The organism is Priestia sp. 10L35, from assembly GCF_056395685.1.
The window spans coordinates 119,968-143,989 of sequence record NZ_JBFTKA010000003.1 but is presented as its reverse complement, the minus strand read 5'-3'; the positions used below and the strand labels follow the sequence as shown (position 1 = coordinate 143,989).

Annotated in this window: 28 protein-coding genes; 19 read left to right on the top strand and 9 right to left on the bottom strand. The window is 39.1% G+C overall.

What is annotated here, in order from left to right; genetic code table 11:
- Positions 1–41 precede the first annotated feature (41 nt).
- The 3 genes from AC1DEF_RS11745 (at position 42) to AC1DEF_RS11735 (ending at position 2,253) form a co-directional block, all read left to right on the top strand.
- Positions 42–1,073 carry a zinc-dependent alcohol dehydrogenase gene (locus AC1DEF_RS11745; RefSeq protein ID WP_477727384.1) on the top strand — a complete coding sequence of 344 codons (1,032 nt, stop codon included), beginning with the start codon at positions 42–44 and terminating at the stop codon, positions 1,071–1,073.
- Positions 1,070–1,831 carry a glucose 1-dehydrogenase gene (locus AC1DEF_RS11740; protein WP_097825108.1) on the top strand — a complete coding sequence of 254 codons (762 nt, stop codon included), beginning with the start codon at positions 1,070–1,072 and terminating at the stop codon, positions 1,829–1,831. Before AC1DEF_RS11745 ends, AC1DEF_RS11740 begins: the two co-directional genes overlap by 4 nt.
- Positions 1,832–1,893: 62 nt before the next feature.
- On the top strand, positions 1,894–2,253 hold the full coding sequence (locus AC1DEF_RS11735) for a hypothetical protein (RefSeq protein WP_318331217.1): 360 nt from the start codon (positions 1,894–1,896) through the stop codon (positions 2,251–2,253).
- A gap of 44 nt (positions 2,254–2,297) precedes the next feature.
- Here AC1DEF_RS11735 and AC1DEF_RS11730 read toward each other — a convergent pair whose 3' ends face one another.
- Positions 2,298–2,528, bottom strand: a complete 231-nt coding sequence (locus tag AC1DEF_RS11730) for a hypothetical protein (protein WP_043981603.1) — start codon at positions 2,526–2,528, stop codon at positions 2,298–2,300.
- A 263-nt stretch (positions 2,529–2,791) separates the two neighbouring features.
- On the opposite strand from AC1DEF_RS11730, the gene AC1DEF_RS11725 reads away from it, so the two are divergent.
- Positions 2,792–3,304 (top strand): P-loop NTPase family protein, encoded by a 513-nt coding sequence (locus tag AC1DEF_RS11725; protein ID WP_097825106.1) that lies wholly within the window; start codon positions 2,792–2,794, stop codon positions 3,302–3,304.
- A gap of 79 nt (positions 3,305–3,383) precedes the next feature.
- Here AC1DEF_RS11725 and AC1DEF_RS11720 read toward each other — a convergent pair whose 3' ends face one another.
- Positions 3,384–4,055 (bottom strand): glyoxalase, encoded by a 672-nt coding sequence (locus AC1DEF_RS11720; RefSeq protein ID WP_477727383.1) that lies wholly within the window; start codon positions 4,053–4,055, stop codon positions 3,384–3,386.
- A gap of 39 nt (positions 4,056–4,094) precedes the next feature.
- Entirely contained in the window at positions 4,095–4,496 is a 402-nt protein-coding gene (locus tag AC1DEF_RS11715) for a hypothetical protein (RefSeq protein WP_097825104.1), read from the bottom strand.
- Positions 4,497–4,595: 99 nt separating this feature from the next.
- Between AC1DEF_RS11715 and AC1DEF_RS11710 the strand changes: the two genes are divergently transcribed.
- Both AC1DEF_RS11710 and AC1DEF_RS11705 read left to right on the top strand, forming a co-directional pair.
- A complete protein-coding gene (locus tag AC1DEF_RS11710; RefSeq protein ID WP_477727382.1) occupies positions 4,596–5,861 on the top strand; it encodes an MFS transporter in 1,266 nt (421 codons plus the stop codon).
- A 21-nt stretch (positions 5,862–5,882) separates the two neighbouring features.
- Complete coding sequence (locus AC1DEF_RS11705) at positions 5,883–6,188, top strand: GNAT family N-acetyltransferase (RefSeq protein WP_230184848.1); 306 nt, start codon at positions 5,883–5,885, stop codon at positions 6,186–6,188.
- A 109-nt stretch (positions 6,189–6,297) separates the two neighbouring features.
- Here AC1DEF_RS11705 and AC1DEF_RS11700 read toward each other — a convergent pair whose 3' ends face one another.
- Together AC1DEF_RS11700 and AC1DEF_RS11695 are read right to left on the bottom strand one after the other, a co-directional pair.
- Complete coding sequence (locus tag AC1DEF_RS11700) at positions 6,298–7,209, bottom strand: DMT family transporter (protein ID WP_097825101.1); 912 nt, start codon at positions 7,207–7,209, stop codon at positions 6,298–6,300.
- Between the two features lie 167 nt (positions 7,210–7,376).
- Entirely contained in the window at positions 7,377–7,523 is a 147-nt protein-coding gene (locus AC1DEF_RS11695; protein WP_013057506.1) for a hypothetical protein, read from the bottom strand.
- Positions 7,524–7,743: 220 nt separating this feature from the next.
- On the opposite strand from AC1DEF_RS11695, the gene AC1DEF_RS11690 reads away from it, so the two are divergent.
- Both AC1DEF_RS11690 and AC1DEF_RS11685 read left to right on the top strand, forming a co-directional pair.
- Complete coding sequence (locus AC1DEF_RS11690) at positions 7,744–8,634, top strand: LysR family transcriptional regulator (protein ID WP_034651093.1); 891 nt, start codon at positions 7,744–7,746, stop codon at positions 8,632–8,634.
- An 84-nt stretch (positions 8,635–8,718) separates the two neighbouring features.
- Entirely contained in the window at positions 8,719–9,891 is a 1,173-nt protein-coding gene (locus AC1DEF_RS11685; RefSeq protein WP_097825100.1) for an iron-containing alcohol dehydrogenase, read from the top strand.
- 38 nt (positions 9,892–9,929) lie between these two features.
- Here AC1DEF_RS11685 and AC1DEF_RS11680 read toward each other — a convergent pair whose 3' ends face one another.
- Positions 9,930–10,262: a hypothetical protein gene (locus AC1DEF_RS11680; RefSeq protein WP_043981610.1), complete on the bottom strand. Its 333-nt coding sequence runs from the start codon at positions 10,260–10,262 to the stop codon at positions 9,930–9,932.
- Between the two features lie 199 nt (positions 10,263–10,461).
- On the opposite strand from AC1DEF_RS11680, the gene AC1DEF_RS11675 reads away from it, so the two are divergent.
- The 7 genes from AC1DEF_RS11675 to AC1DEF_RS11645 all read left to right on the top strand — a co-directional run bounded on the left by AC1DEF_RS11675 (position 10,462) and on the right by AC1DEF_RS11645 (position 16,985).
- Positions 10,462–11,499, top strand: a complete 1,038-nt coding sequence (locus AC1DEF_RS11675; protein WP_097825099.1) for an EAL domain-containing protein — start codon at positions 10,462–10,464, stop codon at positions 11,497–11,499.
- A 172-nt stretch (positions 11,500–11,671) separates the two neighbouring features.
- Entirely contained in the window at positions 11,672–12,916 is a 1,245-nt protein-coding gene (locus AC1DEF_RS11670) for a YeeE/YedE family protein (RefSeq protein ID WP_097825098.1), read from the top strand.
- A 301-nt stretch (positions 12,917–13,217) separates the two neighbouring features.
- Entirely contained in the window at positions 13,218–14,324 is a 1,107-nt protein-coding gene (locus tag AC1DEF_RS11665) for a CapA family protein (protein WP_043981613.1), read from the top strand.
- 92 nt (positions 14,325–14,416) lie between these two features.
- Complete coding sequence (locus AC1DEF_RS11660) at positions 14,417–14,602, top strand: DUF4083 family protein (protein ID WP_097825097.1); 186 nt, start codon at positions 14,417–14,419, stop codon at positions 14,600–14,602.
- Positions 14,603–14,702: 100 nt separating this feature from the next.
- Positions 14,703–14,921, top strand: a complete 219-nt coding sequence (locus AC1DEF_RS11655; RefSeq protein WP_097825096.1) for a hypothetical protein — start codon at positions 14,703–14,705, stop codon at positions 14,919–14,921.
- An 89-nt stretch (positions 14,922–15,010) separates the two neighbouring features.
- Positions 15,011–15,526 carry a GNAT family N-acetyltransferase gene (locus AC1DEF_RS11650; protein WP_477727381.1) on the top strand — a complete coding sequence of 172 codons (516 nt, stop codon included), beginning with the start codon at positions 15,011–15,013 and terminating at the stop codon, positions 15,524–15,526.
- Between the two features lie 127 nt (positions 15,527–15,653).
- Complete coding sequence (locus AC1DEF_RS11645) at positions 15,654–16,985, top strand: TIGR00366 family protein (protein ID WP_014459643.1); 1,332 nt, start codon at positions 15,654–15,656, stop codon at positions 16,983–16,985.
- A gap of 43 nt (positions 16,986–17,028) precedes the next feature.
- Here AC1DEF_RS11645 and AC1DEF_RS11640 read toward each other — a convergent pair whose 3' ends face one another.
- Positions 17,029–17,868, bottom strand: a complete 840-nt coding sequence (locus AC1DEF_RS11640; RefSeq protein ID WP_097825095.1) for an SDR family oxidoreductase — start codon at positions 17,866–17,868, stop codon at positions 17,029–17,031.
- Between the two features lie 224 nt (positions 17,869–18,092).
- Between AC1DEF_RS11640 and AC1DEF_RS11635 the strand changes: the two genes are divergently transcribed.
- From AC1DEF_RS11635 to AC1DEF_RS11625, 3 genes are all read left to right on the top strand, one after another.
- Positions 18,093–19,055: a carbohydrate ABC transporter permease gene (locus AC1DEF_RS11635; RefSeq protein WP_013057494.1), complete on the top strand. Its 963-nt coding sequence runs from the start codon at positions 18,093–18,095 to the stop codon at positions 19,053–19,055.
- Entirely contained in the window at positions 19,055–19,882 is an 828-nt protein-coding gene (locus AC1DEF_RS11630) for a carbohydrate ABC transporter permease (RefSeq protein ID WP_013057493.1), read from the top strand. The genes AC1DEF_RS11635 and AC1DEF_RS11630 overlap by 1 nt, the downstream gene beginning before the upstream one ends.
- A 70-nt stretch (positions 19,883–19,952) precedes the next feature.
- Positions 19,953–21,236, top strand: a complete 1,284-nt coding sequence (locus AC1DEF_RS11625) for an ABC transporter substrate-binding protein (protein WP_097825094.1) — start codon at positions 19,953–19,955, stop codon at positions 21,234–21,236.
- A gap of 122 nt (positions 21,237–21,358) precedes the next feature.
- Here the strand turns inward: AC1DEF_RS11625 and AC1DEF_RS11620 are convergent, their stop codons facing one another.
- Positions 21,359–21,682, bottom strand: coding sequence for a YnfA family protein (locus tag AC1DEF_RS11620; protein WP_060747327.1), 324 nt, complete (start codon positions 21,680–21,682; stop codon positions 21,359–21,361).
- Positions 21,683–21,960: 278 nt separating this feature from the next.
- Here AC1DEF_RS11620 and AC1DEF_RS11615 point away from each other — a divergent pair, with 278 nt between their 5' ends.
- Entirely contained in the window at positions 21,961–22,947 is a 987-nt protein-coding gene (locus AC1DEF_RS11615) for an MBL fold metallo-hydrolase (protein ID WP_097825093.1), read from the top strand.
- Between the two features lie 41 nt (positions 22,948–22,988).
- On the opposite strand, the gene htpX is transcribed toward AC1DEF_RS11615, so the two are convergent.
- Positions 22,989–23,861 carry a protease HtpX gene (gene htpX, locus AC1DEF_RS11610; protein ID WP_013057489.1) on the bottom strand — a complete coding sequence of 291 codons (873 nt, stop codon included), beginning with the start codon at positions 23,859–23,861 and terminating at the stop codon, positions 22,989–22,991.
- Positions 23,862–24,022: the final 161 nt, after the last annotated feature.

Genomic DNA, 24,022 nt, shown 5'->3' with positions numbered 1-24,022 from the left:
TATCTTTAACTTGTCGACAAGTATACAAAGGGGATGGAAAAATGAAAGCAGGTGTCTACGTTTCAGAAACAAAAGCCGTTATGCAGCAAAAAGCGAAACCGGTTATAAAAGAAGGAGAAGCGCTTGTAAAGGTATCTCATGCTGGAATTTGCGGAACGGATATGATGATTTATTTTGGAAAACATCCTAGATCACAAGCGCCACTTATTATGGGGCATGAATTCAGCGGAGTTATAGAAGAGATCCGAGGGGAAACGAAATTTTCTTTAGGTGACCGCATAGCAGTTGAACCTACGCTTAGCTGCAGAACGTGTGAAGCCTGTGTAAGAGGACAGTTTCACGTTTGTAAGAAGTTAAAACTAATCGGCATTGATCAAGATGGAGGGTTCGCGCAGTACGTGGCTGTTCCAGTGAACCGCCTTCACCTCTTACCAGAGAAACTGTCTAGCGCGCATGCAGCTCTTGCAGAACCTGTAGCGGTTGCCGTACATACAGTACGACGCTCGCGGTTGAAAGTAGGGGACCAAGCTGTCATTTTAGGGGCAGGACCTATTGGACTGCTGATCGGGATGATTGCGAGACGAGCAGGAGCAAAAAAAGTAATGATCTCAGATATTAGTTCTTATCGCTTAACTAAAGCGAAAGAACTTGGCTTTATACCAATTGATGCAACGAAAAAAGACGTCGTAAAAGAAGCGCGCTTGCTTACGAATGACGTCGGTGCAGACGTTGTATTTGAAGTAGCTGGAAATCAAATGACAGCAAAACAAATGGTTGAAACAAGCCGTATTCAGGGAGAGATTGTGGTGGTGAGCGTATATAAAAACGCTCCAGAAGTAGATTTAGCAGCAATGCACTTTAAAGAAATTTCATTAACTACAACGAGATGTTATACAAGGGAAGATTTTCAGACGGCTATTGATTTACTGGCAAACGGTGAAATAGCAGCAGATTCTTTAATTTCTCATAAACTGCCGCTTGAAGATATTCAAGCGGGGTTTGAGTTTATGCAGCGGCCTGATGAATCACTTAAGGTTTTATTTGCACCAAACGGAGAGGAGAATGAACAATGACAGTAGATTTATTTTCTTTAGATGGTAAAGTAGCAGCGATTACGGGAGCAACGAGAGGAATTGGAAGAGCAATGGCGATTGCTTTGGCAGAAGCAGGTTCGGATATCGCTCTTCTGCAGCGATCAAAGGAATTTCTTGGAGTAAAAGAAGAAATTGAACGTCTCGGAAGAAAATGCTTTATTGTTAATTGTGATCTAGAAAATGCTTCTGAAGTAAGCGAAGCGATCTCATCGGTTGTTGCTTATTTTGGCAAGCTCGATATTTTAGTGAACAACGCTGGCATTCAAAGACGTTCACCCGCTGTAGACTTTGCAGAAGAAGATTGGGATGCTGTTATGAATGTTAATTTAAAAACCGTATGGTTGTTATGTCAGCAGGCGGGCCGCCAAATGCTTAAACAAGGAAGCGGAAAAATTATTAATATGGCATCTTTGCTTTCTTACCAAGGAGGTATTACCGTTCCGGCTTATGCTGCAGCAAAAGGCGGAGTTGCTCAGCTTACAAAGGCTTTATCTAATGAATGGGCAGCAAAAGGCGTAAATGTTAATGGAATTGTACCAGGGTATATTGCTACTGATATGAATGAAGCACTTATTAACGATGAAACGCGCAGCAGACAAATCATTGAACGTATTCCCGCAGGCAGATGGGGGGAAGCAGATGATTTTAAAGGAGCGGTTGTCTTTTTAGCATCTGATGCATCTGCCTATATTCATGGGCACTTACTTGCTGTAGACGGAGGCTGGCTAGGAAGATAACGCATGAATGAACGAATTTTTTCATATCATGAACAAACTTAATTAAAAGGAGCGTTCGTGGTATGAAAAGGTGGATGTTAAATATGGGTATTTCTGTCACAGTGCTCATAACTGCTTGGGCGGTGTATACAAAGCCTGAAGAGAAAGAGATTTCGCTATTTTCTTACGATCAGCCTTCTATAGTTGTTCAAAAAGAAAGCACAGACTTTGAAAAAGCGTTAAAAGCTTTTTTGACGCAGCATGGCTTTCAAGAAGTTAGGGTGCTGAATAACTATGCGGAAGCTCAAATTCTAGTTCTTCTGCCCCGCGAACACCTTTCTTCTCATAAGAAAAGGGAAATTCAGCAAATGGTAAATCAAGTTGCCAAACAGTATCACGTTCATCCTGATGTAGTTAATGTTCAGCTATATGAAAAAAAGTAAAAAGCCTTTTAGAAAGGGGAATCCCCCTCGATAAAAGGCTTTTTTTACTCTTTCTTCTTCTCTTGTTCAGCGAGCTCTTCTTGTCTTTTAAAATGTGATTTTCCTAACGCATACACAAAACTAAAAAACAAAGGAAGTAAAATAGTCAGCAGCACAAGGCGGGTAAGCATATCGCCTAAATCATTTCTTGTTAAGTAAATATTAATAGCTGCAATGACAATATAAACAAAAATACCGAGGTTTCGTAAAAATCTCTTTAGCATAGATGCATTCATTTTTTTCACCTTACTTTTATATACTCACATTTAAGGTAAAGGAAACGATTCATAAAAGCAACCTATTTACTACAAAGCAAGAAGGAATATAGGAATTTATAATGAATATTTATAGGTTGCCTGAAAATCATGGAAATAAAAATCCTAACATGAAGTCGTTTTATAAAGCAGCTCGCTCCGAGTACACGGAATGCGCCGAGTCAGCTATAAACAGCTGCCTTCTCTTCAATCAGCTTTATTTCTTAAAAAGGTAAGGTGATAAGATGAAAAGAGTACTGGTAATGGGCGTTTCTCCAGGAGTAGGAAAGTCTACATTTGCCAAGAAATTAGGGGAAAAGCTTGATCTAGAAGTATATCATTTAGACAGCCTGTATTGGCAGCCTGGCTGGACGGAAAGAGACAATGATAGCTTTAGAGAATTGCAGGAGCACATTGTAAAAAAAGACAGCTGGATTATCGACGGGAACTACAGCAATTCCTATGACCTGCGAGTGAAACGTGCAGATACCGTTATTTATTTAGAGCTGCCGCTAATCGTTTGTGTGTACCGAGTAATAAAGCGGAGAATCGTATATGCAAGAAAAACGCGTGAAGATATGGCAAAAGGATGCCCTGAAAAAGTAGATTGGTCATTTTTTACGTTTATTCTTACTACGTATCGAGAACGGAAAAAAAAGATGAGAAACCGGTTTAAAAAGCTTAAAAAAGATGAGGATTACAAGGTTTTTATGCTGATGAACAGAAAGGACATCGAGAACTATATACAAAACCTATAGGGAGGAGTATGTGCTGAATTTTGAACAAAAATAGCCACGTAACAAGTTCGCTTGTTACGTGGCTTTATTAAAAAAACAATCATTCTTGCGTAATCTTCAACATTCCTTCTTCGTCGAGCGCAAGCGTTAGAGAATGGTTGACTTTTACCATTAATGGATGAACTTCAGAGTCTCGGTTCGAAAAAAACCACCTTCTTTTAGGCGTCCCTACAAGAAAAAACGCACTGCCGCTTCCTAAAAAGTTAAAGGTCTCGTTTAATAGCCTGTTGTTACGTATGGTGATACCGGAGTTAATAAGCTTTGTCCCTACAGAGTGGACATGAGGAGTTGTCAAGTTGATTTCTCCTATGCTTAAAAGCGATTTAGAAGAAAAGGGGTCCTTGGATGACGCGCAGTCCGAATGTCTTGAAATGTATTCAACAATATTATGAGCAGGGTCTTCAAAATAAAAGGAATGAGCATCAAATGCTTCAAAATAAATCTCATCTTTCTTCTCTTCTGTATTGAGGAAGACTCTCTGAGTAGCCCATTGCTTTGCTTCCATAAACCGGTTTGCTGGAATATTAAAATCAAAATGGTAAAAGGGCTTTGTATGTAGAGAACTTTCTTTAAAGGTTAGCTCACTTTCACCAACCTTGATGGAAAAAGAACGCGGTGAAGCGGCGGTTAATGGAAAATCGAGAGAATTTACATAAAAATCCTTCATTGTGTCCAACAAGTGGGTGTACAGGACAGCTTGATTAATGATCATAAACCATTCCTCCTCGTTTAAGCGTTGTCTAAAATGGTATTACACAAATTTTTCGCGCTCTTTTTGATTACTGCTTTTCCAGTGAAGCTGAAAAGAGCCTTTATGCTCAGAGCCTACAAAATTAATACGATATCTCCTCGTTTTTTCAGGTGTTAAATAAAGAGAGTTATTAGTCATTTCAAAAAATCGTGTCTGTTTTGGATCTTCTACGTACAGGGACAGGTCTCCGCTTTTGGTATTTTTAGATAGCGTAAAAGCGTAGGTTACGCCTTTTTTGAGTTTAATGCTCCGGGAGTAGCGGCCCGTAAAGCTGTCGTATTTGCCAAAGAAAACCTCACTTCGTTCCTTTTTTATTTTGCCTCCTACAATTTGATTTTCCTGGCCGTTAAAGTTAATAAGTAAAAAAGCGATAAGAACAATAAGAAAACTATATTTAAACATAAAAACCTCCATCTACTAAATTATAGATAGTTTTGGATTTCGTCAAATAGTGTTATAGTTTAAAAGGGAAAAATTAACAAAAATGAATTATCTTTTTGCATGTTACGTCTAACAGAAAGGAGAAAAGAATTGACTCAGCGTTTTTATCTTTTAGCAGCAAGTCAAGTAACCGCAAATGTAGGTTTTGTTCTTTATACAATGGCTGTCACTTCCTATATAAAGGAAAACACCGGTTCAACAGCTCTTGCGTCGATGATTACGATGACGAGCTTACTTGCACGGCTCCTTAGCGGCCTTAGCGTACCTTTACTAGCCGATACGTATAAATCCATTCACATTATGCGGTCTGTTCAAGTGATGCAGATAGGGATGCTTGTTGGATTGTATGTGCTGCTTACACAAGAATTTACAGTCACAGTACTAACGATGGGTTTTATCATTGTTGGAATCATTTCTTTTTTTAACGGCTTTTTTTTCATCTTTAAAACGTCAGTTGTACGCAGCTTAGTAAATGATAGTCAAAGAATGCAGGCGAATAGCTTGCTTTCAACAATTGATCAAACTTTTCTGTTTGCAGGGTGGTCGCTTGGTGGTTTCGTTTTGTCCTTAACGGGATCCACTCAGTCTCTATTTATAACGGCAGGTCTTCTATCGCTCTCATTTGTTTGCTTACTGTTTATAAAAGAAGCCCATACATATAAACAAACACAAAAGCGAAGAACGGCAAAACTAATGGAAGGATGGCGCTTTTTATGGATACATAAACGCATCAGAGCCCTCGTTATAATGGACATCATCGAGTCGCTTTTTGGAACCATTTGGATTGGAGCTATTACTCTTTCTTTTGTGAAAGAAGTGCTTGAAAAAGGAGAAGCGTGGTGGGGATATATAAACGGTGCGTATTATTTTGGAAGCATAGTTGGAGGAATTATTGTGTACCGAATGTCTTCTATAGTAAAAGGAAGGCTTTTGCTTTTTATGTTCGCAGGCTCACTCGGTTATGCTGTTTTAACCGGTTTTTACGGTCTAGTAACGAACCCGTATCTAGCTTTAGTACTTTTGATAATGATGGGTCCTGCCTATCAGCTTCGAGATGTAGCTCAGGAAACCATTTATCAAAATACCTGCAGCAATGGGATGCTTTCTAAAGTAATAGCGGCAAAATCAACTCTTGTACAGTCTGTGTTTATACTTTCCATAGCATTTGTAGGGACAATAGCCGATCTGTTTGGGGTAAGGTTTGTATATCTATTTTCAAGCTTCATGCTACTTTTAACGGCTCTAATAGGCATGGCAGGATTAATGTATAACAAGCATTCTATCGAAATAGACAAGACATCTGCTGAACGGAGAGAAGGTATATGAGAATCATTAGGCTAATGTATCTTGTGGAGCATTTACAGTCAACACAACAAATTAATTGGCGTAGCCGGCCTTAATGAAAATCCTCACAGCCAGTATGCTAACGCTGGAAGAGTAAGGAGGTTTTATGTTTCAGCTCAATTGTGCAGAAAGGGTATAGGCAAGCGACTTTTAAAAGAAGTCATTCACTATGCAGAGAATTATTACGACAGCCTCGGATTCTATACCGATACGGACAAAGCGAAACTATTTTATGAACGAAACGGTTTTAAACGCGTATACAATCAGCATAAAATCACTCATGAATATAAACTAAAAAATGTTCATTAATCAAACTAACGGGCGTTTAATTCAATTAGGACATTAAAATAATATACGAATAACGCCCAGAAAAAATCTGAGCGTTATTAGCATGAATCAACCGAACCCGTTACTCTTGTTAGTTTGCTTTTTTAAGTTTAAGAGCTGTTTTAGGAGCAGGGCTTTTTTTGACAATATACAAACCGCTAAAAATAATAAGTCCTCCAAGCAGCTGCATAGCATTGATGGTCTCTCCAATAGTTACAGCAGCAAAAACAACGGCGAACAAAGGAATAACATACATGTAAACCATTACTTTTGTAGAACCAATTTTTCCAATTCCTACATACCACATCACCAGCCCGTACACTGTCACGAACAAAACAGAGTATGCCAGAGAGCTCCAGCTACCTATATCTGTTGGCCATACAAGTGTTTGATAGGTGAAAAGACAGTAGACAGTAAGCGGAATAGCGCCGATTAAAGCGGACCACGCAGTCACGCGCAAAGCAGAATATTTTACGACTAAAGGTTTTGCTAAAATCGGGTACCAGCCCCAAGCAATGGCTGCCACAATCCCCATGATGTTTCCGAACCATGCAAGCTGCGACAGCGCATGACTAGAGTGACCAAACAGCAGTACAAACGCAGCCCCAAAAAAAGCAAGCACAGAGCCTAGCTGTGTTTTTAACGAAAAAGCTTCATGCTTATATAATATAGCTAGGATTCCTGTGAAAATAGGAGACATCGAAATAAGTAAAGAAGCATTTGTAGCTGTCGTATACTTAACAGATACCATAAACAGCGTTTGATAGAGCGTAACGCCTACTATACTGACCGCTATTAAGCGTCCCCAGTCTTTTTTTTCGATCCGAATGCCTCGCTCTATTATTCCTGTAATAAGTAAAAGAATAGGAGCAACCATTATAAAACGCAGTGCGCTAAATTGAATGGAAGACATATGAGCAACTCCAAATTTTCCGATTGCATAATTGGCTCCCCAAATTAACGCCACGGATAATAATATCCATTCCAGCCAGCCTTTTTTCATGTAATCACCTCGAGTAAGTATAGAAACTAAATAAGTGCGAATATCCTTAGTTACAAAGTATACAGGAAGAAATTATGTAAAAGGCCAGCCAATTCAGCTATTTTTATCTCATCCACTTGTTTTTAATACAAATAAAAAAGCAGCTGCATTAGCTGCGTTCATGATTGTTATCCACATTGTTCTATCTCATCTAATCGCACAAGTTCGACTTTAAAAGCATGATCAATCGGTCGGATTTCACAGTATCCTGAATCATATACGTGAATCAGTACAAAGCGTTTTCCTTTATATAACACTTCTTTGTAGGCTGTCATGAGATACACCCTTTCTTTTCATAGGTTTGTTTTTCATTCTATGAACAAAAAACGGCGTAATTGCCTAATATAAAAAGAATTTTTAAGGTTGATAAAATTGCTTGGCAAAACGAGTTCGCTTATACTGTACTGTGATTCTATTTACGTATAAGTTCTAATTACTAGAACAGCTTTAACATATGGACAACGAAACCAAACAGCAGTACATAAGGAGCAGCACATGGATATTAATTATTTATATACATTTAAAGAAGTAGCGAAGTGGGGGAGCTATACACGAACGGGCGAGGAGTTAGGGTATGCTCAGTCAAGCGTTACCACTCATATAAAAAAATTAGAGGATCATTACGGTCAAAAACTATTTGAACGAACAGGACAAAAAATGAAGCTGACTCAGCCTGGTGAAGAATTGCTTTATTATGTGAATCAAGTAACCGAGTTATTAAATGAAGCAAAAGAGCGTCTTACTACGAACGAAGATGCTAGAGGAACCGTTTCAATAGGAACCGTGGAGTCGCTGGCCGCCTATTTTATTACACCGTATATTCGTGAATTAAAAAAACAGCACCCTTCTCTAAAGATTATGCTAGAAGCGGGTTTATGTCCAAATTTAACACAAGGAATTATTGACGGAAAGTATGATGTAGCCGTTTTGCTTGATCGCCTTCAAACATCTTCAAGTTTAGAAGTGATTCCTATTCGAAAAGAAAACATGGTTATGATTGCTTCGTCTTCTCATTCTTTTAGTAAAAGAAACAGCGTTCTAATGGAAGAGTTTGAGGGAGAGACCATTATTTTAACTGAGAGCGGCTGCCCTTATCGCACGCTTTTAGAAGAGATGATGCGCAGCAGCGGTATTCATATGCAATCGGTCATCTCGTTTAGCAGTCTTGAAGCGATTAAACAGTGCGTAGCGGATAATTTAGGTATTGCTCTTGTACCGGAAATAGCGGTAAAACAAGAGATGGAAAGTGGAAAACTGATTAAAGTCCCGTTTGACCACGAAGAATTTTATCTTTATTCACAGCTCATATTCAAAAAGAAAAAATGGCTGACGGCACCTATTCAACAATTTATTTCACTTGTTCAAGAAGGTTATCAAAAATATTGATAATAGATATAGAGAATCTTCAATAATGATGAAGTAGTTTTCGTGCTACACTTTTTATAAAACATGAAACTAGAGGTGTAGAACATGAATATATTTTTGCAGCACAATCCTACAAAATTATACTTTGGAAAAAGTCAAATTACGAAGCTATCGCAAGAGCTTGCTTCTTATCTTAAACAAGTAAACGTTCTGTTAGTATACGGAGGAGGAAGCATCAAACGAAATGGCGTATACGACGAAGTGAAAGCTGAACTTCAGTCTATTAACGCGGTTGTTCACGAGCTGTCTGGTGTAGAACCTAATCCTCGTTTGACTACGGTAGCTAAAGGCGTGGACATATGTAAAAAAGAAAACATTGATTTTCTTTTAGCCGTTGGGGGAGGAAGTGTAATCGATTGTACAAAAGCTATTGCAGCTGGAGCCGTGTATGAAGGTAATACATGGGATTTGATTACACGTAAAAAAGAGATTACAGATGCGCTTCCTTTTGGAACGGTATTAACACTTGCAGCAACTGGGTCTGAAATGAATTCAACTTCTGTTATAACAAATTGGGAAACAAAAGAAAAGCTCGGATGGACGTCTTCTCACGTATTTCCCGTCTTTTCTATTTTAGATCCGGCGTACACATTTTCAGTGCCGCGCGATCAAACCGTCTATGGAATTGTTGACAGTATGTCGCATGCGCTTGAACACTATTTTCATCGCACGGAAAATACGCCGATGATCGACGGCTTTATTGAATCTTTACTAAGAACGGCTATACAAGAAGGTCCTAAGCTTCTTAAAGATCTGACTTCTTATAAGTATCGTGAAACGATGATGTATATCAGCACGACGGCGTTTAACGGAAGCTTAGCAAACGGAACGGACGGGGGAGACTGGGCTACTCACCGTATCGAACATGCTCTGTCGGCCGTATATGATATTCCCCACGGAGGCGGTCTTGCTATCTTGTTCCCTAACTGGCTGGAGCACGTCTTAAAAGAAGACCCTTCCCGTGTAAAACAATTGGCTGTAAACGTATTTGGCATTGATCCAGCAGGAAAAAGCGATGAAGAAACAGCAATGGAAGGAGCAAAAGCGCTTCGCACTTTCTGGAATGACTTAGGAGCCCCGAACTGCTTGCGTGACTATGATATTGATGATCGTGAATTTGATGCGATTGTTGAAAAGACCTTTGTAAAACCAGGTGTTGGCACTTATAAAGAGCTTGACTATGCAAGCGTTCGAGATATTCTAGAAAGATCCAAATAAAAAAAGACGAGCTGCCTGCTCGTCTTTTTTATATGTACTCAATAATCCATTAGAAAATAAAGAAAAAGAAAAAAGCACAGCACAATGCATCCTGCTCCTACCGTTATTTCGGAAAAACCTTGAATAAACGTACTTTTAGGACTGCCTCCATCGTTTTGTAGATGAAATACACGTTTTCTTTTGCGTTCATGTACGATTACCAACGAACCAAAAGCAACCGATAATAAGGTGAAGAGCGGCACCGCGATTAAAAACAGTTTAATAGAATACGCCCAGTACGATAGATACAGCATATAATACATTGCTCCGGTACTTAAGGCAAAGAGTATTAAAGAAAATAAAAACCACTTCGTAAACCGGTTTTTGCTCATGTATCGTTCACTTCCTTTTATCAAGTGCGTCTTATGATGTAGACAATAAAATACGTCTATCATTTTACCAAAACTTTTTGGTACATTCTATTTTAACGGGAAAATAGGGTTTGTAAGTTTCTTAAAAGTGGTATAGTTCCTAAGAACTATCCATGTATACATACAAAAAACTGATGATAAATGAGGGTGAAGATGAGCTATGGGGTGCGACGCGTGTCTGCCAATTAGGACAGGATATACGGTTTCTTTTCAGAAATCAAGCGATGTGAAGAAATTGGAAAAATACTTTAAAGATATTTCTCAAAGCCAATGGAAGACTCTTGGAGAAGATATGGTCTGGATGAGGGAAGATATTTTTTGGAGTTTTATGGATTATGTTCATCAGCATCTAGACCCTCGGCATGTGTGGGCTGTAGAAGCCAAGCAGCGGAGCCCGTTTGAAAACCTGCGGGGTATGGAGTCAATCACCGTTTTTCAAAAAATGAAAGATGCCTTGTGGATTGATGAGCTGATTGAAGACAAGCGAATTTGCTCGTATTATCAGCCGATTGTATCGGTTGATCATGAACGCGTGCATATCGTTGGCCACGAAATTTTATCAAGAGGATTAGAAGAAGACGGAAGTATTATACCTCCTTTTAAAATGTTTGAAGCTGCTCAAATAAGAAATAAAACCTTCGCTCTTGACCGAGCCTGCCGCTTAGAAGCTGTAAAAAATGCTAGTATTATTGATCGTCAGCTGATTTTTATTAACTTTATTCCTACAGCAATATATAATCCCGAGCATTGCTTGGCATCTACATTTGCGTTAATTCAAGAATTGAATATAAAACCCGAACAAATAGTGTTTGAAGTGATTGAAACCGAGGATGTTCAAGATATTGAGCATTTAAAAAACATTTTGAATTATTATCGTTCCCACGGATTTAAATATGCTTTAGATGACGTAGGTGTTGGTTATAACACGCTGAAGAGGCTTTTAGAAGTGGAGCCTGACGTGGTGAAGTTAGCATTTGAATTCACAAACGGAGTCAGTAAAAATGAGAAACAGAAAAAAGTGGCCCAAGAGATGTTAGCTATCACCCATAAAATGGGGGCGAAGGCTCTTGCGGAAGGAGTAGAGACAGAAGAAGATTTAAAATGCCTGATAGAGATGGGATATGATTTGTTTCAAGGGTATTATTTTGCAAAGCCTCATCCTACTCCGATAAAAGAGATTCATTCTATTTACGCTTAGCAGCGAAAAGCAGAAGAATAGAAACTTCTGCTTTTTGTATGACTAAAGGTAAGAATATTTAAAAAATAAACAATTCACTTTCATTTTGCTAAACAGTTTACAGGAGAAGGGAAGTGCTATAAAATGATAAATATTAATTCTTAGTATTTCTATCAGAAAAGGAGTGGATGATGTGTCGCAAACGTTGCACTCATCATATAAATCAAAGCCTACTACTGTTGTAACAGAATTAAGTCCTATGCAAAAGCCATTATTTGCAGGAGGGGTTATAGCAGCAGTTATTTTATTTCTTGCGATTGTGCTCACGACTAATTGGACGCAAGGTGTTTTATTTATTATCGGCCTAGCGTTAGGGATGACGCTTCTATACGCACGTTTTGGCTTTACATCAGCATTTCGCCGCCTTGTATCTGTCGGCAATGTTCAAGGCTTGCAAGCGCATATGCTTATGCTTGCAATTGCGTCAACATTGTTTGCTATTATTTTAAGTACAGGCTTTAGCTTTACAGGGGTAACGCCAAAAGGATATGTCTCACCTGTAGGAGTAAGCGTGATAGTTGGTTCGTTTATGTTTGGAATTGGCATGCAGTTAGGAAATGGATGTGCCTCAGGGACGCTGTATTCGTTAGGCGGAGGTTCTTCTTCTATGATTTTAACACTTTTAGCCTTTATTGTAGGTTCTATGTTTGGGGCGTATCATTTGCCATTTTGGCAAAAGCAACCTTCGCTTCCCCCTATCTCATTAGCTGAATCGACAGGTCTTGGTTATTTTGGAGCTTGGATTATACAGCTTATCGCGTTCGCAGCGATTTACTGGATTACGATTCAAATTGCTAAAAAGAAAAATCCGCCTATGATGAAACAGCTTCCTACTACAAAAGGGTGGAAAAAGATTACTCGAGGCTCTTGGCCTCTATTCACAGCAGCGATTGTGCTGGCAGTATTAAATGCATTGACGCTTGCTGTAAGAGGAAACCCTTGGGGAATCACTTCTGCTTTTGCATTATGGGGCGGAAAAGCCATGGTGGCAGCCGGGATAGATGTATCGAGCTGGGGATTTTTCCAAGGTGCAAATGGAGAAGCACTAACGCAAAGTGTGCTAGCAGACTCTACCAGCGTGTTAAACTTTGGGATTATACTAGGGGCCTTCATTTCAGCGACGGCGCAAGGGACGTTCAAACCAGGAAAGATTAAGCCCGGAGTTGCGGGAGCAGCTGTTGTTGGCGGCCTTTTAATGGGGTATGGTGCGCGTCTTGCTTTTGGCTGTAACATCGGCGCTTACTTTGGCGGCATTGCTTCATTTAGTCTTCATGGATGGGTATGGATGGTTATGGCGATGCTTGGCACAGGCTTAGCACTATTTATCCGACCGATATTTGGACTCAAAAACCCTAAATCTAATGATTCGATTTGTTAAGTTTAGATAAAACCTTCTTTGCATGAGCAAAGGAGGTTTTTTATTTTAGGTGATGTTTGAAAACCTCTATATTTTTGTAAATTCCTTGACGTTTATCAAAGATCATCAGCTTTCTTCATAGCGCTTGTATTAAAAAAACCTCTTGTTTTAACTCAAAAAGAAGATAGGAATTTCCTTTTTTTATAAAAATTTCACTTATTTTGCCGATATAACAGGAAGATTGTATGTATTTGGCGAAATGTACATTAAACACCATGTCCAAACACAGTTATTAAAACGTAAAAAGGGGTTTTAACGTTACATGAATAAGTATTTAAAAAAAGCTGTTATTTATGGAAGTTTGTGTTTTTTACTAGGAGCGTGCGGAGGAGCAGGAGAACAAACATCTTCTGAACCGCAGAAAAAAGAAGAAGCTGTAAAATCTAAAGAAGAAGCGACAAAAAAAGAAAAAAAAGAGGGCATTAATACAACCATTAAAATTAGCGCAGCGGGAGATTTTACTTTAGGAAATGATGAAAGCTTCAGCTATGATTCTACTTTTAATGACGTAGCGGCAAGAAATGGCCTTCCATATTTTACGCAAAATGTAAAGTCGATTTTTGAACAAGATGATTTAACAACGGTTAATTTAGAAACAACGCTGACAAAGGCGACCGAAAAAGCAAGTAAAACATTTCGTTTTAAAGGTGATCCTTCTTTTGTGAATATTTTAAAACAAGGAAGTATTGAAACCGTTAACTTAGCTAATAATCATACACGTGATTATTTGCAGCAAGGATATGATGATACAAGAGAGAACTTAAAGAAAAGCGGAATAGGCTATTTTGGCTATGAAGATACATACATCACAACGGTAAAAGGAGTCAAAGTAGGATTGCTTGGATATCCGGGCTGGGATGACACCAAAGAAATAAGAAGCCAGATTAAAGACGGAATTAAGTCTTTAAAAGAAAAAGGAGCTAAAATTATCATTGTGCATTTCCACTGGGGGTCTGAACGACACTATGTTCCTGATACAGCGCAGCAAGCATTGGCGAAATATACAATTGATAACGGAGCAGATTTAATTTTAGGTCATCATCCTCATGTTGTTCAAGGAATTGAAGAGTACAAAAATAAATTTATTGTCTATAGCTTAGGAAACTTTATGTTTGGCGGAAACAAAAATCCAAGTGATAAAGATACATTTGTATTTCAGCAGACATTTACGATTAAAGATGGAAAGCTAACGACGAATAAAGACATCAACGTCATTCCATTCCGTATTTCTTCCACAACAGCACGAAACGACTACCGACCTACGCCTTTAACAGGCCCGGAAAAGGATCGAGTAAAAAATAAACTGATTGATGTTTCCAATCAAATCAAACAGGAAAAGTGGACGGTTTATGATGAAGATAGTAAATGAAGCTCTCAGCACTGAGAGCTTTTTTTATAAAATAAAGCAATATACATCCAAATAAATGATACAATGTAAAAAAATAGATAAAAGGTGGAACTATGGTTAATATAGGTGATATTATTTTTCAAATTCTTATGCTGCTGATCCTTATAGGAGGAGCAGGAGTTATTATCGCATTTATTATAGGCTTAAAAAGGCTGATTCAAAAGCAAGGGGCAAATGAAAAAAGGCTTCAGAGAATGGAGCAAAAGTTAGATGATATGCTGAAAAATAAAGAGTCTTGACTATACAGAAGCACTGTTAACACATCAGTGCTTCTGCACTTGACAATTTATAAAAAAGCAGTAAGATATGTATACATCGTTTATATAGGGAGGAAGTTACATGGCAAAGTCAAAAGCAAAAAAAATGCGTGATAAAATGACGCGTGAAGGAAAGCGAAATCCAGAATTAAACCGCAGCCTGTTTATATTTGCAGACATGGAAACGCGCAAAACCAAAACAAAGAAGGAAAAACTTCAGCATCAGCAAACAAAACATAAAAAACGATTATCAGACGGAGCGTACAGTACCGGAGATGATCGTTTTTTTGTTTGCATTTAATTTATCCACAAAATGAAAAAGAGCTGTTTCACTATCTATCTTTACTCTGCCCCAAACATTTTTACTGTAAACTTTCACAAAAAACCCTTATGATAGGAAAAGAAGGAGATGAACTAAGAATGCTTACGATTGAAAAAGTACCTAAAAGCCAAGCGGGCGTTTTGCAAAATTTGTATTCTCTTTATCTCCACGATTTATCTGCTTATACACCTTCTTTAGATATTCGCGAAGATGGAGCTTTCCACTTTGAAGAGCTGCCGCTGTTTTGGAAAGTAGAAGGCCTCTCGCCATACTTTATTAAAGTAGATGATAAGCTGATGGGCTTTTTTTTACTTCTTGAACAGCCCGCACTTCAGCAAGAAGCAGATTACTGCATCAATGATTTTTTTATCTTAAACAAATACCGAGGGCAGGGCATCGCTTCCAAAACGGTAAAAGACATTTTCTCCCATCGAAAAGGAACATATATGATTATTGAGCTTGCAGGCAATAAGCGGGCTATTTCATTTTGGAAACATATTTATAAAAGCTTACATATTTCCTTTCAAGAAAAGAAAATTGAACTTGACGGAGAGCCAACTCTTATTCAAACATTTAGTGTGTAAAACCCTTCTGAAAAACAGAAGGGTTTTTTATTTAAACTAAATATTAACAATTTTCAACAAATTATGTATAATTAAAGATGCTTGTCGACATTTATTCACAGGAGTATTCCTGTAAAGGAGGAGTAAAATGAAAGCGTTATCTAATTTCTTTACGGCGCTTGTGCAGCGTTTTTTACCTGATCCGTTTGTATTTGCTTTAATCCTGACGCTGATTTTATTTGTATCAGGTATTGTTTTTACTCCTCACGGACCGATTGAAATGGTTCAGTTTTGGGGAAGTGGCTTTTGGAACCTTTTAGCATTTGCGATGCAAATGAGCTTAGTGCTTGTCACGGGACATGCGCTTGCCAGCTCGCCGCTTGTAAAGAAGTGGCTTGTGAACATAGCACTGTTAGCCAAAACTCCGGCACAAGGGGTAATTCTTGTCACGCTCGGCGCAGCTATGGCCTGTATGATTAACTGGGGGTTTGGCTTAATTGTAGGTGCGCTGTTTGCAAAAGAAGTAGCGAAACGCGTGCCGGGATCTGATTACCGGTTTTTAATTGCCTGTGCTTACATAGGGTTTTTAACATGGCACGGAGGCTTGTCGGGTTCGATTCCTCTTGTCGCTGCTACACCTGGAAACCCAATGGAAAAAACGGCTGGACTTATTCCACTGTCAGACACGATTTTTACGGGGTACAACTTATTTATTACCCTCGGGTTATTAATTGTCCTTCCTATTATGACAAGACTGATGATGCCGACGGGAAAAGAAGTGGTAGAAATTGATCCAAGACTGTTGGCGGAAGATGAAATGGCTCCGGCTACAGTTGTTGAGACAACTTCTTCTAAGCCAACATTTGCTGTACGCATGGAGAACAGCAGGTTTTTAAGTCTGACGATTGCGCTTCTTGGGTATTCATATTTAATTTATTATTTTGCTACAAACGGTTTTAAAATGGATATTAACACAGTGAACTTATTGTTTTTTACAACGGGTATTTTACTTCACCGCACGCCTTTATCCTATATGAATGCCGTTTCTAATGCTGCGAAAGGAACCGCCGGGATTGTGATTCAGTTTCCATTCTACGCAGGTATTCAAGGCATGATGGAGCTATCGGGATTAGGCGGGAAGCTAACGAACGCATTTATCTCGATTTCAAATGAAACGACATTTCCGTTTCTTGCGTTTTTAAGTTCTGGCGTTGTGAACTTTTTTGTTCCGTCTGGAGGAGGACACTGGGTTGTACAAGGACCTTTTATTATGCCGGCAGCTGAACAGCTCGGCGTAGATCCGGGAGTCGCTGCGATGGCCATTGCCTACGGAGAAGCATGGATGAATATGGCGCAGCCGTTTTGGGCACTGCCCGCACTAGCTATCGCAGGGCTCGGAGCACGCGATATAATGGGCTACTGCGTGACGACCTTAATTGTATCAGGCTTTATTTTTGCTATAGGACTAACGTTTTTCTAATACGAAAAGGTCAGCTGAAAAGCTGACCTTTTTTTATTCTACATTATAAGCCAACTTCGCGTGCACTCCAGTTCCAGAATTCTTCTGCAAGCCGTTCATTTTTTGCTCTTGAAGAAGAGGGCGTAACGCGTTTTTTATAAAAGTAAGCGCCGCTAATATGCGTCACTTCAGGGCTGTCTGCTAAATAAATAGCTGTTTCGGCACCTTGAAGAGGTGTTAAAAAGAAAGGGCGAAGCACGGCGTGAACGCTTTTTCCAAAACCCGTTTGACGATTAACGCCGATAGAGGTAGAGACTGTACCGGGGTGTAGGCAATTTACGGTTACAGAAGTATCTTTTAGCTTTTTACTTAAATGGACCGTAAATAAATTATTCGCTAATTTAGACTGAGAGTATCCTCGCCATATTCCGAATCCTGTTGTTAAGTGAGGGTTGTTGAAGTCTATTTTTCCAGCTTTATGAGCACCGGACCCCACGTTTATAATGCGTCCTTGCTGAGATTTTTTCAGCAGATCTAAAAGTAAATTAGTTAACAAAAAGTGACCCAAATGATTGACACCAAGCATCATTTCGAATCCGTCTTGTGTTGTTTCACGCTTGATTGTCACCACGCCTGCGTTATTAATCAACACATCAAGTACACTGTAGCGAGACGTAAAGTCTTCACTGAAAGCCCGGATACTGTCAAGAGAACCTAGGTCACAGGTCATAAGAGATATGGAATCCGATCCGCTTTGACGCTTCGCTTCTTCTAAAGCCGTATTTCCTCTTTCTTCATTTCGGCATACCATAATGACTTCGAATCCTTTTTTAGCTAGTTCAATCGTTGTGGCCAGCCCCATTCCAGAATTAGCACCCGTAATTAACGCTCGTTTGGCTGTCATGCGTATGTTCCTCCCAACTACATCTTTTTTCTAGTGTATAAGATAAGAAGATACGTCGTCCACTTCTAGCTTTTCTTTCATGCATACTTTAAAAAAATGCGTAAAATGTGCACAGGGGAGAAAATGTTGCACAAAGGTCAATATTTTACACCCTACTCGTCAATTAAAGCGGTTTCATAAATAGCTGATTTCGCTAAAATAAGACATAGGGAGGTGCTAGTAAGATGAATAGCCAAAGTAAATTACAGGAGACAGAATATGTTCCTTTAGAGCAAGAACTTAAAAGAGAACCATCCATTAATACAAAAAAACGTAAAAATTTGAAAAATGTAGGTTTATTTGCACTATTTGTAGGGCCCGCACTTTTAGCGTTTTGTGTGATTGTACTTATACCATTTTTTACAGGGATTTATTACTCATTTACAGACTGGAACGGAGTAAACGGCACGATTAACTGGGTGGGCCTTGATAACTTTAAGTACTTGTTCACCGAAGATAAGCAGTTTCAGCAGTCGTTTTGGATCACAACAAAATATACGGTCGTTGCGATTATCTTAACGAATGTGGTGGGGTTCGTGTTAGCAATCCTTGTTACTCAAATGTTAAAAACAAGAAACATTTTACGTACGGTTTTCTTTATGCCGAATTTAATTGGCGGACTTTTACTAGGATTTGTATGGCAGTTCATTTTTGTAAAAGGATTTGCATCTATCGGACAAATCACGGGAATTTCGCTTTTTGAACTTCCTTGGTTGGGAGACGCAAAAACAGCATTTTGGGGCATCGTGATTGTAAGTGTATGGCAAGGAGCGGGTTATATCATGCTTATTTACACAGCAGCACTGCAAAACGTACCGCAAGAGCTGATTGAAGCAGCAAAAATTGACGGAGCAAGCAGATGGCAAATTCTTCGTCACATTACAATTCCAATGGTAGCACCAGCAGTAACGGTTTGTTTATTCTTAACGATTTCATGGTCATTCAAAGTATTTGATGTCAACTTATCATTAACAAACGGTGGTCCATTTAAATCAACAGAAATGTTAGCGCTTAACATTTATACAGAAGCATTTGTTAATAACAGATACGGTCTAGGTGAAGCAAAAGCCTTAATTTTCTTCATCGTCGTAGCAGCAATTACAATTATTCAAGTAACATACACCAAGAAGAAGGAGGTTGAATCGTGATGGGAAACAAATATACGAGCAAAACCTTTATTGTTGAAATTTTAGCAGTCCTGCTTGGACTAGTGTTCTTGGTTCCATTTTATTACGTGCTTTCAAACTCACTGAAGTCATTTGCAGAAATTTTGTCAAACACATCGGCACTGCCGACAACAATTCAGTTTCAAAACTTTGTTAATGCATTCAACCAAATGAATTACTTAAAAGTGCTTAGCAACTCGCTGATCATTACAGTCATCAGTAACGCAGTTCTAGTCATCTTCTGTTCAATGGCAGCTTACATGCTGGTTCGAACAAAGAAAAAAATCAGCAGCATTATCTTTATGGCATTCGTAGCGGCAATGGTTATTCCGTTTCAATCCATCATGATTCCACTTGTAAAAGTAGCAGGAAACTTAAATCTGTTAAACAGCATCTGGGGTATTGTAATCATGTATTTAGGCTTTGGTTCAGGTATGACGATTTTCTTGTACCACGGATTTATTAAAGGAATTCCAGTCGAGCTAGAAGAAGCAGCAATCATCGACGGATGCTCACGTCTAGGCGTATTCTGGAGAATTGTGTTCCCGTTATTAAAACCAATTACAGTAACCGTAGTTATCTTAAACAGCCTATGGATTTGGAATGACTTCTTACTTCCGTCTCTTGTTCTTCAAGATCCTGAGCTAAGAACGATTCCGCTTGCGACATTCTTCTTCTTTGGTCAGTATACAAAGCAGTGGGATTTAGCACTAGCAGCACTTGTAATCAGTATTATCCCGCTATTAATCTTCTTCTTTGCAATGCAAAAACACATTGTTAAAGGAATTACAAGCGGTTCAATTAAATAATAGAAGCGGCAACAGGGCTGATTTTGATGCTGAGGCGTCAAAATCAGCATCAAATAGGGAGGAACGGAAAATGGCATTTAAAATGAAAAAATGGCCTTTAGCAGCAGGTGTTTTATCGGCTACGCTTTTATTTTCAACCGCGTGTTCAAACGAAAGCGCATCAGGTAATAAAAAAAGCGGCGGAGATCAAGTAGTAGTAGATGTATTTCAAGGAAAAGTAGAAATCGCTGATCAGCTAAAAGCTCTAACTGATCAATACACAAAAGAACATCCAAATGTGAAGTTCAATATCCAAACGGTTGGTGGAGGAGCTGACGGTGCAGCAGCTTTAAAAGCGCAGTTTGCGTCGGGGAATGCACCTGACCTTTTCACAAACGGGGGATATCAAGAGGCAAAAACGTGGAAAAATAAATTAGAAGATTTATCCGATCAGCCGTGGATTGATGACGCGTATGAAAACACACTTACACCAATGACGATGGACGGTAAAGTATATGGGCAGCCGATCAGTCTTGAAGGCTACGGATTTACATATAACAAAAAATTGTTCAAAAAAGCAGGCATCAAAGAACTTCCAAAAACATATTCAGAATTAGAAGCAGCGGCTAAAAAGCTAAAAGCTGCCGGTATTACGCCATTTTCTATCGGCTACGGCGAGTGGTGGGTGCTTGGAAACCACGGCTTAAATATTCCATTTGCTAGTCAAAAAGATCCGGATGCATTTATTAAAGGGCTAAATGACGGCAGTACGAAAATCGCAGGTAACGAGCAGTTCAAACAGTATGTAAAGCTGCTTGATTTAACGGTAAAATACGGAAACAAAAATCCGTTAACGACGGACTACAACACGCAAGTAACGAAATTTGCGAACGGTGAAGCAGCGATGATTCAGCAAGGAAACTGGATTCAGCCAATGCTTAATAAAATTACGCCGAACATGGATGTAGGCATTTTACCTATGCCGTTAAGCGATGATGCAGCTGTAGCTGACAAGCTTGCAATCGACGTTCCAAGCAACTGGGTTGTTCACAAGCAAGCGCCAGCGGCAGATAAAAAAGCAGCCAAAGATTTCTTAAACTGGATGGTTACATCTAAAGAAGGTCAAAAAGCGTTAGTAGAAGACTTTAAGTACATTCCAGCCTTTAAGTCAATCGAAGCAAAAGACATCGGTCCTTTAGGCGAAGAACTTCTTAAATATTCTAAGGATCAAAAAACGATTCCTTGGGAATGGACAAAATTCCCTGAAGGCGTAACGCAAAAATTTGGAGCGGATGTACAAGAATACATCGGCGGCCAAACATCTGAAGATGAGCTGTTAAAATCATTAGATAAAAGATGGGCTGAGTTGAAGTAATGAAAAAGACAACCTTGGGGTTGTCTTTTTTGTAAGTGCATAAACTGGCAATATAGCTGTATTTATCTAAAAAAATAAAAGGCGGCAGAATTCATGTGTTCTGCCGTTTTCTGTATTATCACTTAACTTCTTGGCCAAAGCATAACGGCTACTCCAATCAGACACACAAGTCCGCCAATCCAATCGTATGTATCGGGCATTTTTTTATCAACCCACCACGCCCAAAACAGGCTTAAAACAATAAAAATACCTCCGTAAGCTGCATATACACGTCCAAAGTCCGGGAACGACTGCCACGTAGCGATGACGCCGTACAGCACCAAAGCAATACCGCCCAGAAGCCCTAACCAGCTTGAAGCTCCTTCGCGCAGCCACTGCCAAATCAAATAGCCTCCGCCAATTTCAGCAAGACCTGCTAAACTAAAAAGAAAAATTGCTTTAATCATAAACTATACTCCTTATATCATCATTCCATCTCTTTATTCTATCTTACTTTCTTAGTTTGATGAATCATTCGTTTGCTTTAAATAAGTACACTGGAAAGCATTCCTTTATCAATTTGTCTTCAAACCTGCTAAACTATTAATAGTATGAATTCATTATAAAACGTTTGTAAGAGTACAAAGAGTCATTCAATTATTGATGCTCAGGGTACTTTTAAAAAAGGTGAAAGTTAGCAGTAAATGGACTATATAAAAGAATGCAGATATAGGGGTTTGGTAAAATGAGTTTAGATCATAAAGTAATACGCATTGAGCTGCCTACGCCATTTCCAATTGGACCAGTGAATGTGTTTTTATTAAAAGCAGACAAGTTAACGTTAATTGATGCAGGTATGAAAACCAAAGAAGCGTGGAATGTTTTTGAAGAAGCGCTTCGTAAAGAAGGATATAAAGTAACAGACATTGAACAAGTGATTCTTACTCATCAGCATCCGGATCACACTGGATTTTTAGAATGGCTGCCGAGTGATATACCGGTTTACGGTCATAAGCTTGTGGAGCCTTGGATTTACCAAGATGAAGAGTTTGTTCAGCAGCATAATGAGCTATACCGTAATTTCCTTATGGAGTTTGGAGTCAGTGATGATGTAATGGGAAAATGGCTTCGTAAAGCCACGGCTGCGATTCAAGTGTATTCACCTAAAGGGCAGAAGCTAACCGGGTATTTACAGGAAGGAGATACACTTCCGTATGCGAGTGAGTGGGAAGTGATTGAAACGCCGGGACATTCCTTGAGTCAGCTGATGTTTTACAATCGAAAAGAAAAAGTCGCGTTTGGCGGAGATCATATTTTGCCAAAAGTACCGTCAAATCCATATTTAGAGCCGACCATTCAAAATCCTAAGCCAAAGCCGCTATTGGACTACTTGGCGTCTCTTGAAAAAACGTTGAACTACGACATTGATTTGATTTATAGCGGACATGGTGAACCGCTTAGTGATATTCATTCTTTAATTATGGAACGTATTCAAAAGCAGCATAAATGGGCGCTGCGCGTGTTACAAGCGATGGGTGAAGGAAAGAAAACAACGCTTGAAGTCAGCGCAGCTTTTTTCCCGGATATGTATCAAAAAGCACCGGACTTTATTTTCTCAGAAGTGTACGGCCAGCTTACGTATTTAGAGAAAGAAGGATACGTTGAATTAACAAAAAATGAAGATGGCGTCTTGCTGTGGGAAACTACACGTGTGCTTGCTCCTCAGTCATAACATAAAAAACCAGCTTCTATAAAGAAGCTGGTTTTTTATGCTTATAGTGAATGCAAGCGCTCAATGCGTTTTTCAAGCGGCGGGTGAGTAGAGAATAAGCGTGAGAATTTTTCTTTACCGCTAATTTTAAAAGCAGCAATTGATTTTTGGCGGTCATCTACTAATGAAGTAGTATGACGAAGCGATTCTAATGCATAAATCATTTTTTCTTTACCACCGAGTTTAGCTGCAAGCTCATCGGCTTTGAATTCACGTCTTCTTGAATGCCAGAAGATAATTGGGCTGCTTAAGATACTAAAGAGAATCTCAAATACAATCGATGTAAGGAAATAAACAACCATCGCAAACTCTTCTCGCACAAAGTTTGACACCGCTTTGGCTACTAAACGAGAGAAGAAAATAACGAATGTATTTAATACTCCTTGCAGAAGCGTAGTTGTGACCATATCCCCGCTTTTAATATGCGCTATTTCGTGAGCGATAACGCCGCTGATCGCATCGCGGTCCATTCGTTCAAGCATTCCGCTTGAAACGGCAACAAGCGAGCGTCTTTTACTTGGCCCAGTTGCAAAAGCGTTAACTTCCGCTGAATGATAAATTCCGACCTGAGGCATTTTTCTTAATCCTGCAACAGATGCAAGTCGGTGCGTTTCTTCTAAAACAAATCGTTCATATTCACCTTGAGGAGAACGTTCATCAATAACTTGAACACCCATCATCCACTTTGCCATCACGCGTGACATCATAAGAGAAATAATCGCGCCGCTGAAGCCGGCAATTACGCTAAATGCCAGCAGGCCGCCGTAACCGCTGCTTCCCATATAGCTTTGAACACCTAATAAAGATGTAATCGTTGTGATTGTAATTAATACTAAAATATTAACGAAAATAAACAGTGAAATTCGTTTTAGCACAAGTCTTCCTCCTTTAACTAATACGTGCATGATAGGTATACGGTTAGTAGAGAGGAAAGGTTTCATTTATTTATTCAAATTTACTAAAAAGATTACTATGTTAAGTGGTTTAATAAAAAAAGTAAATAAATGGTTGAATATTTACTATAAATAGGTTATTA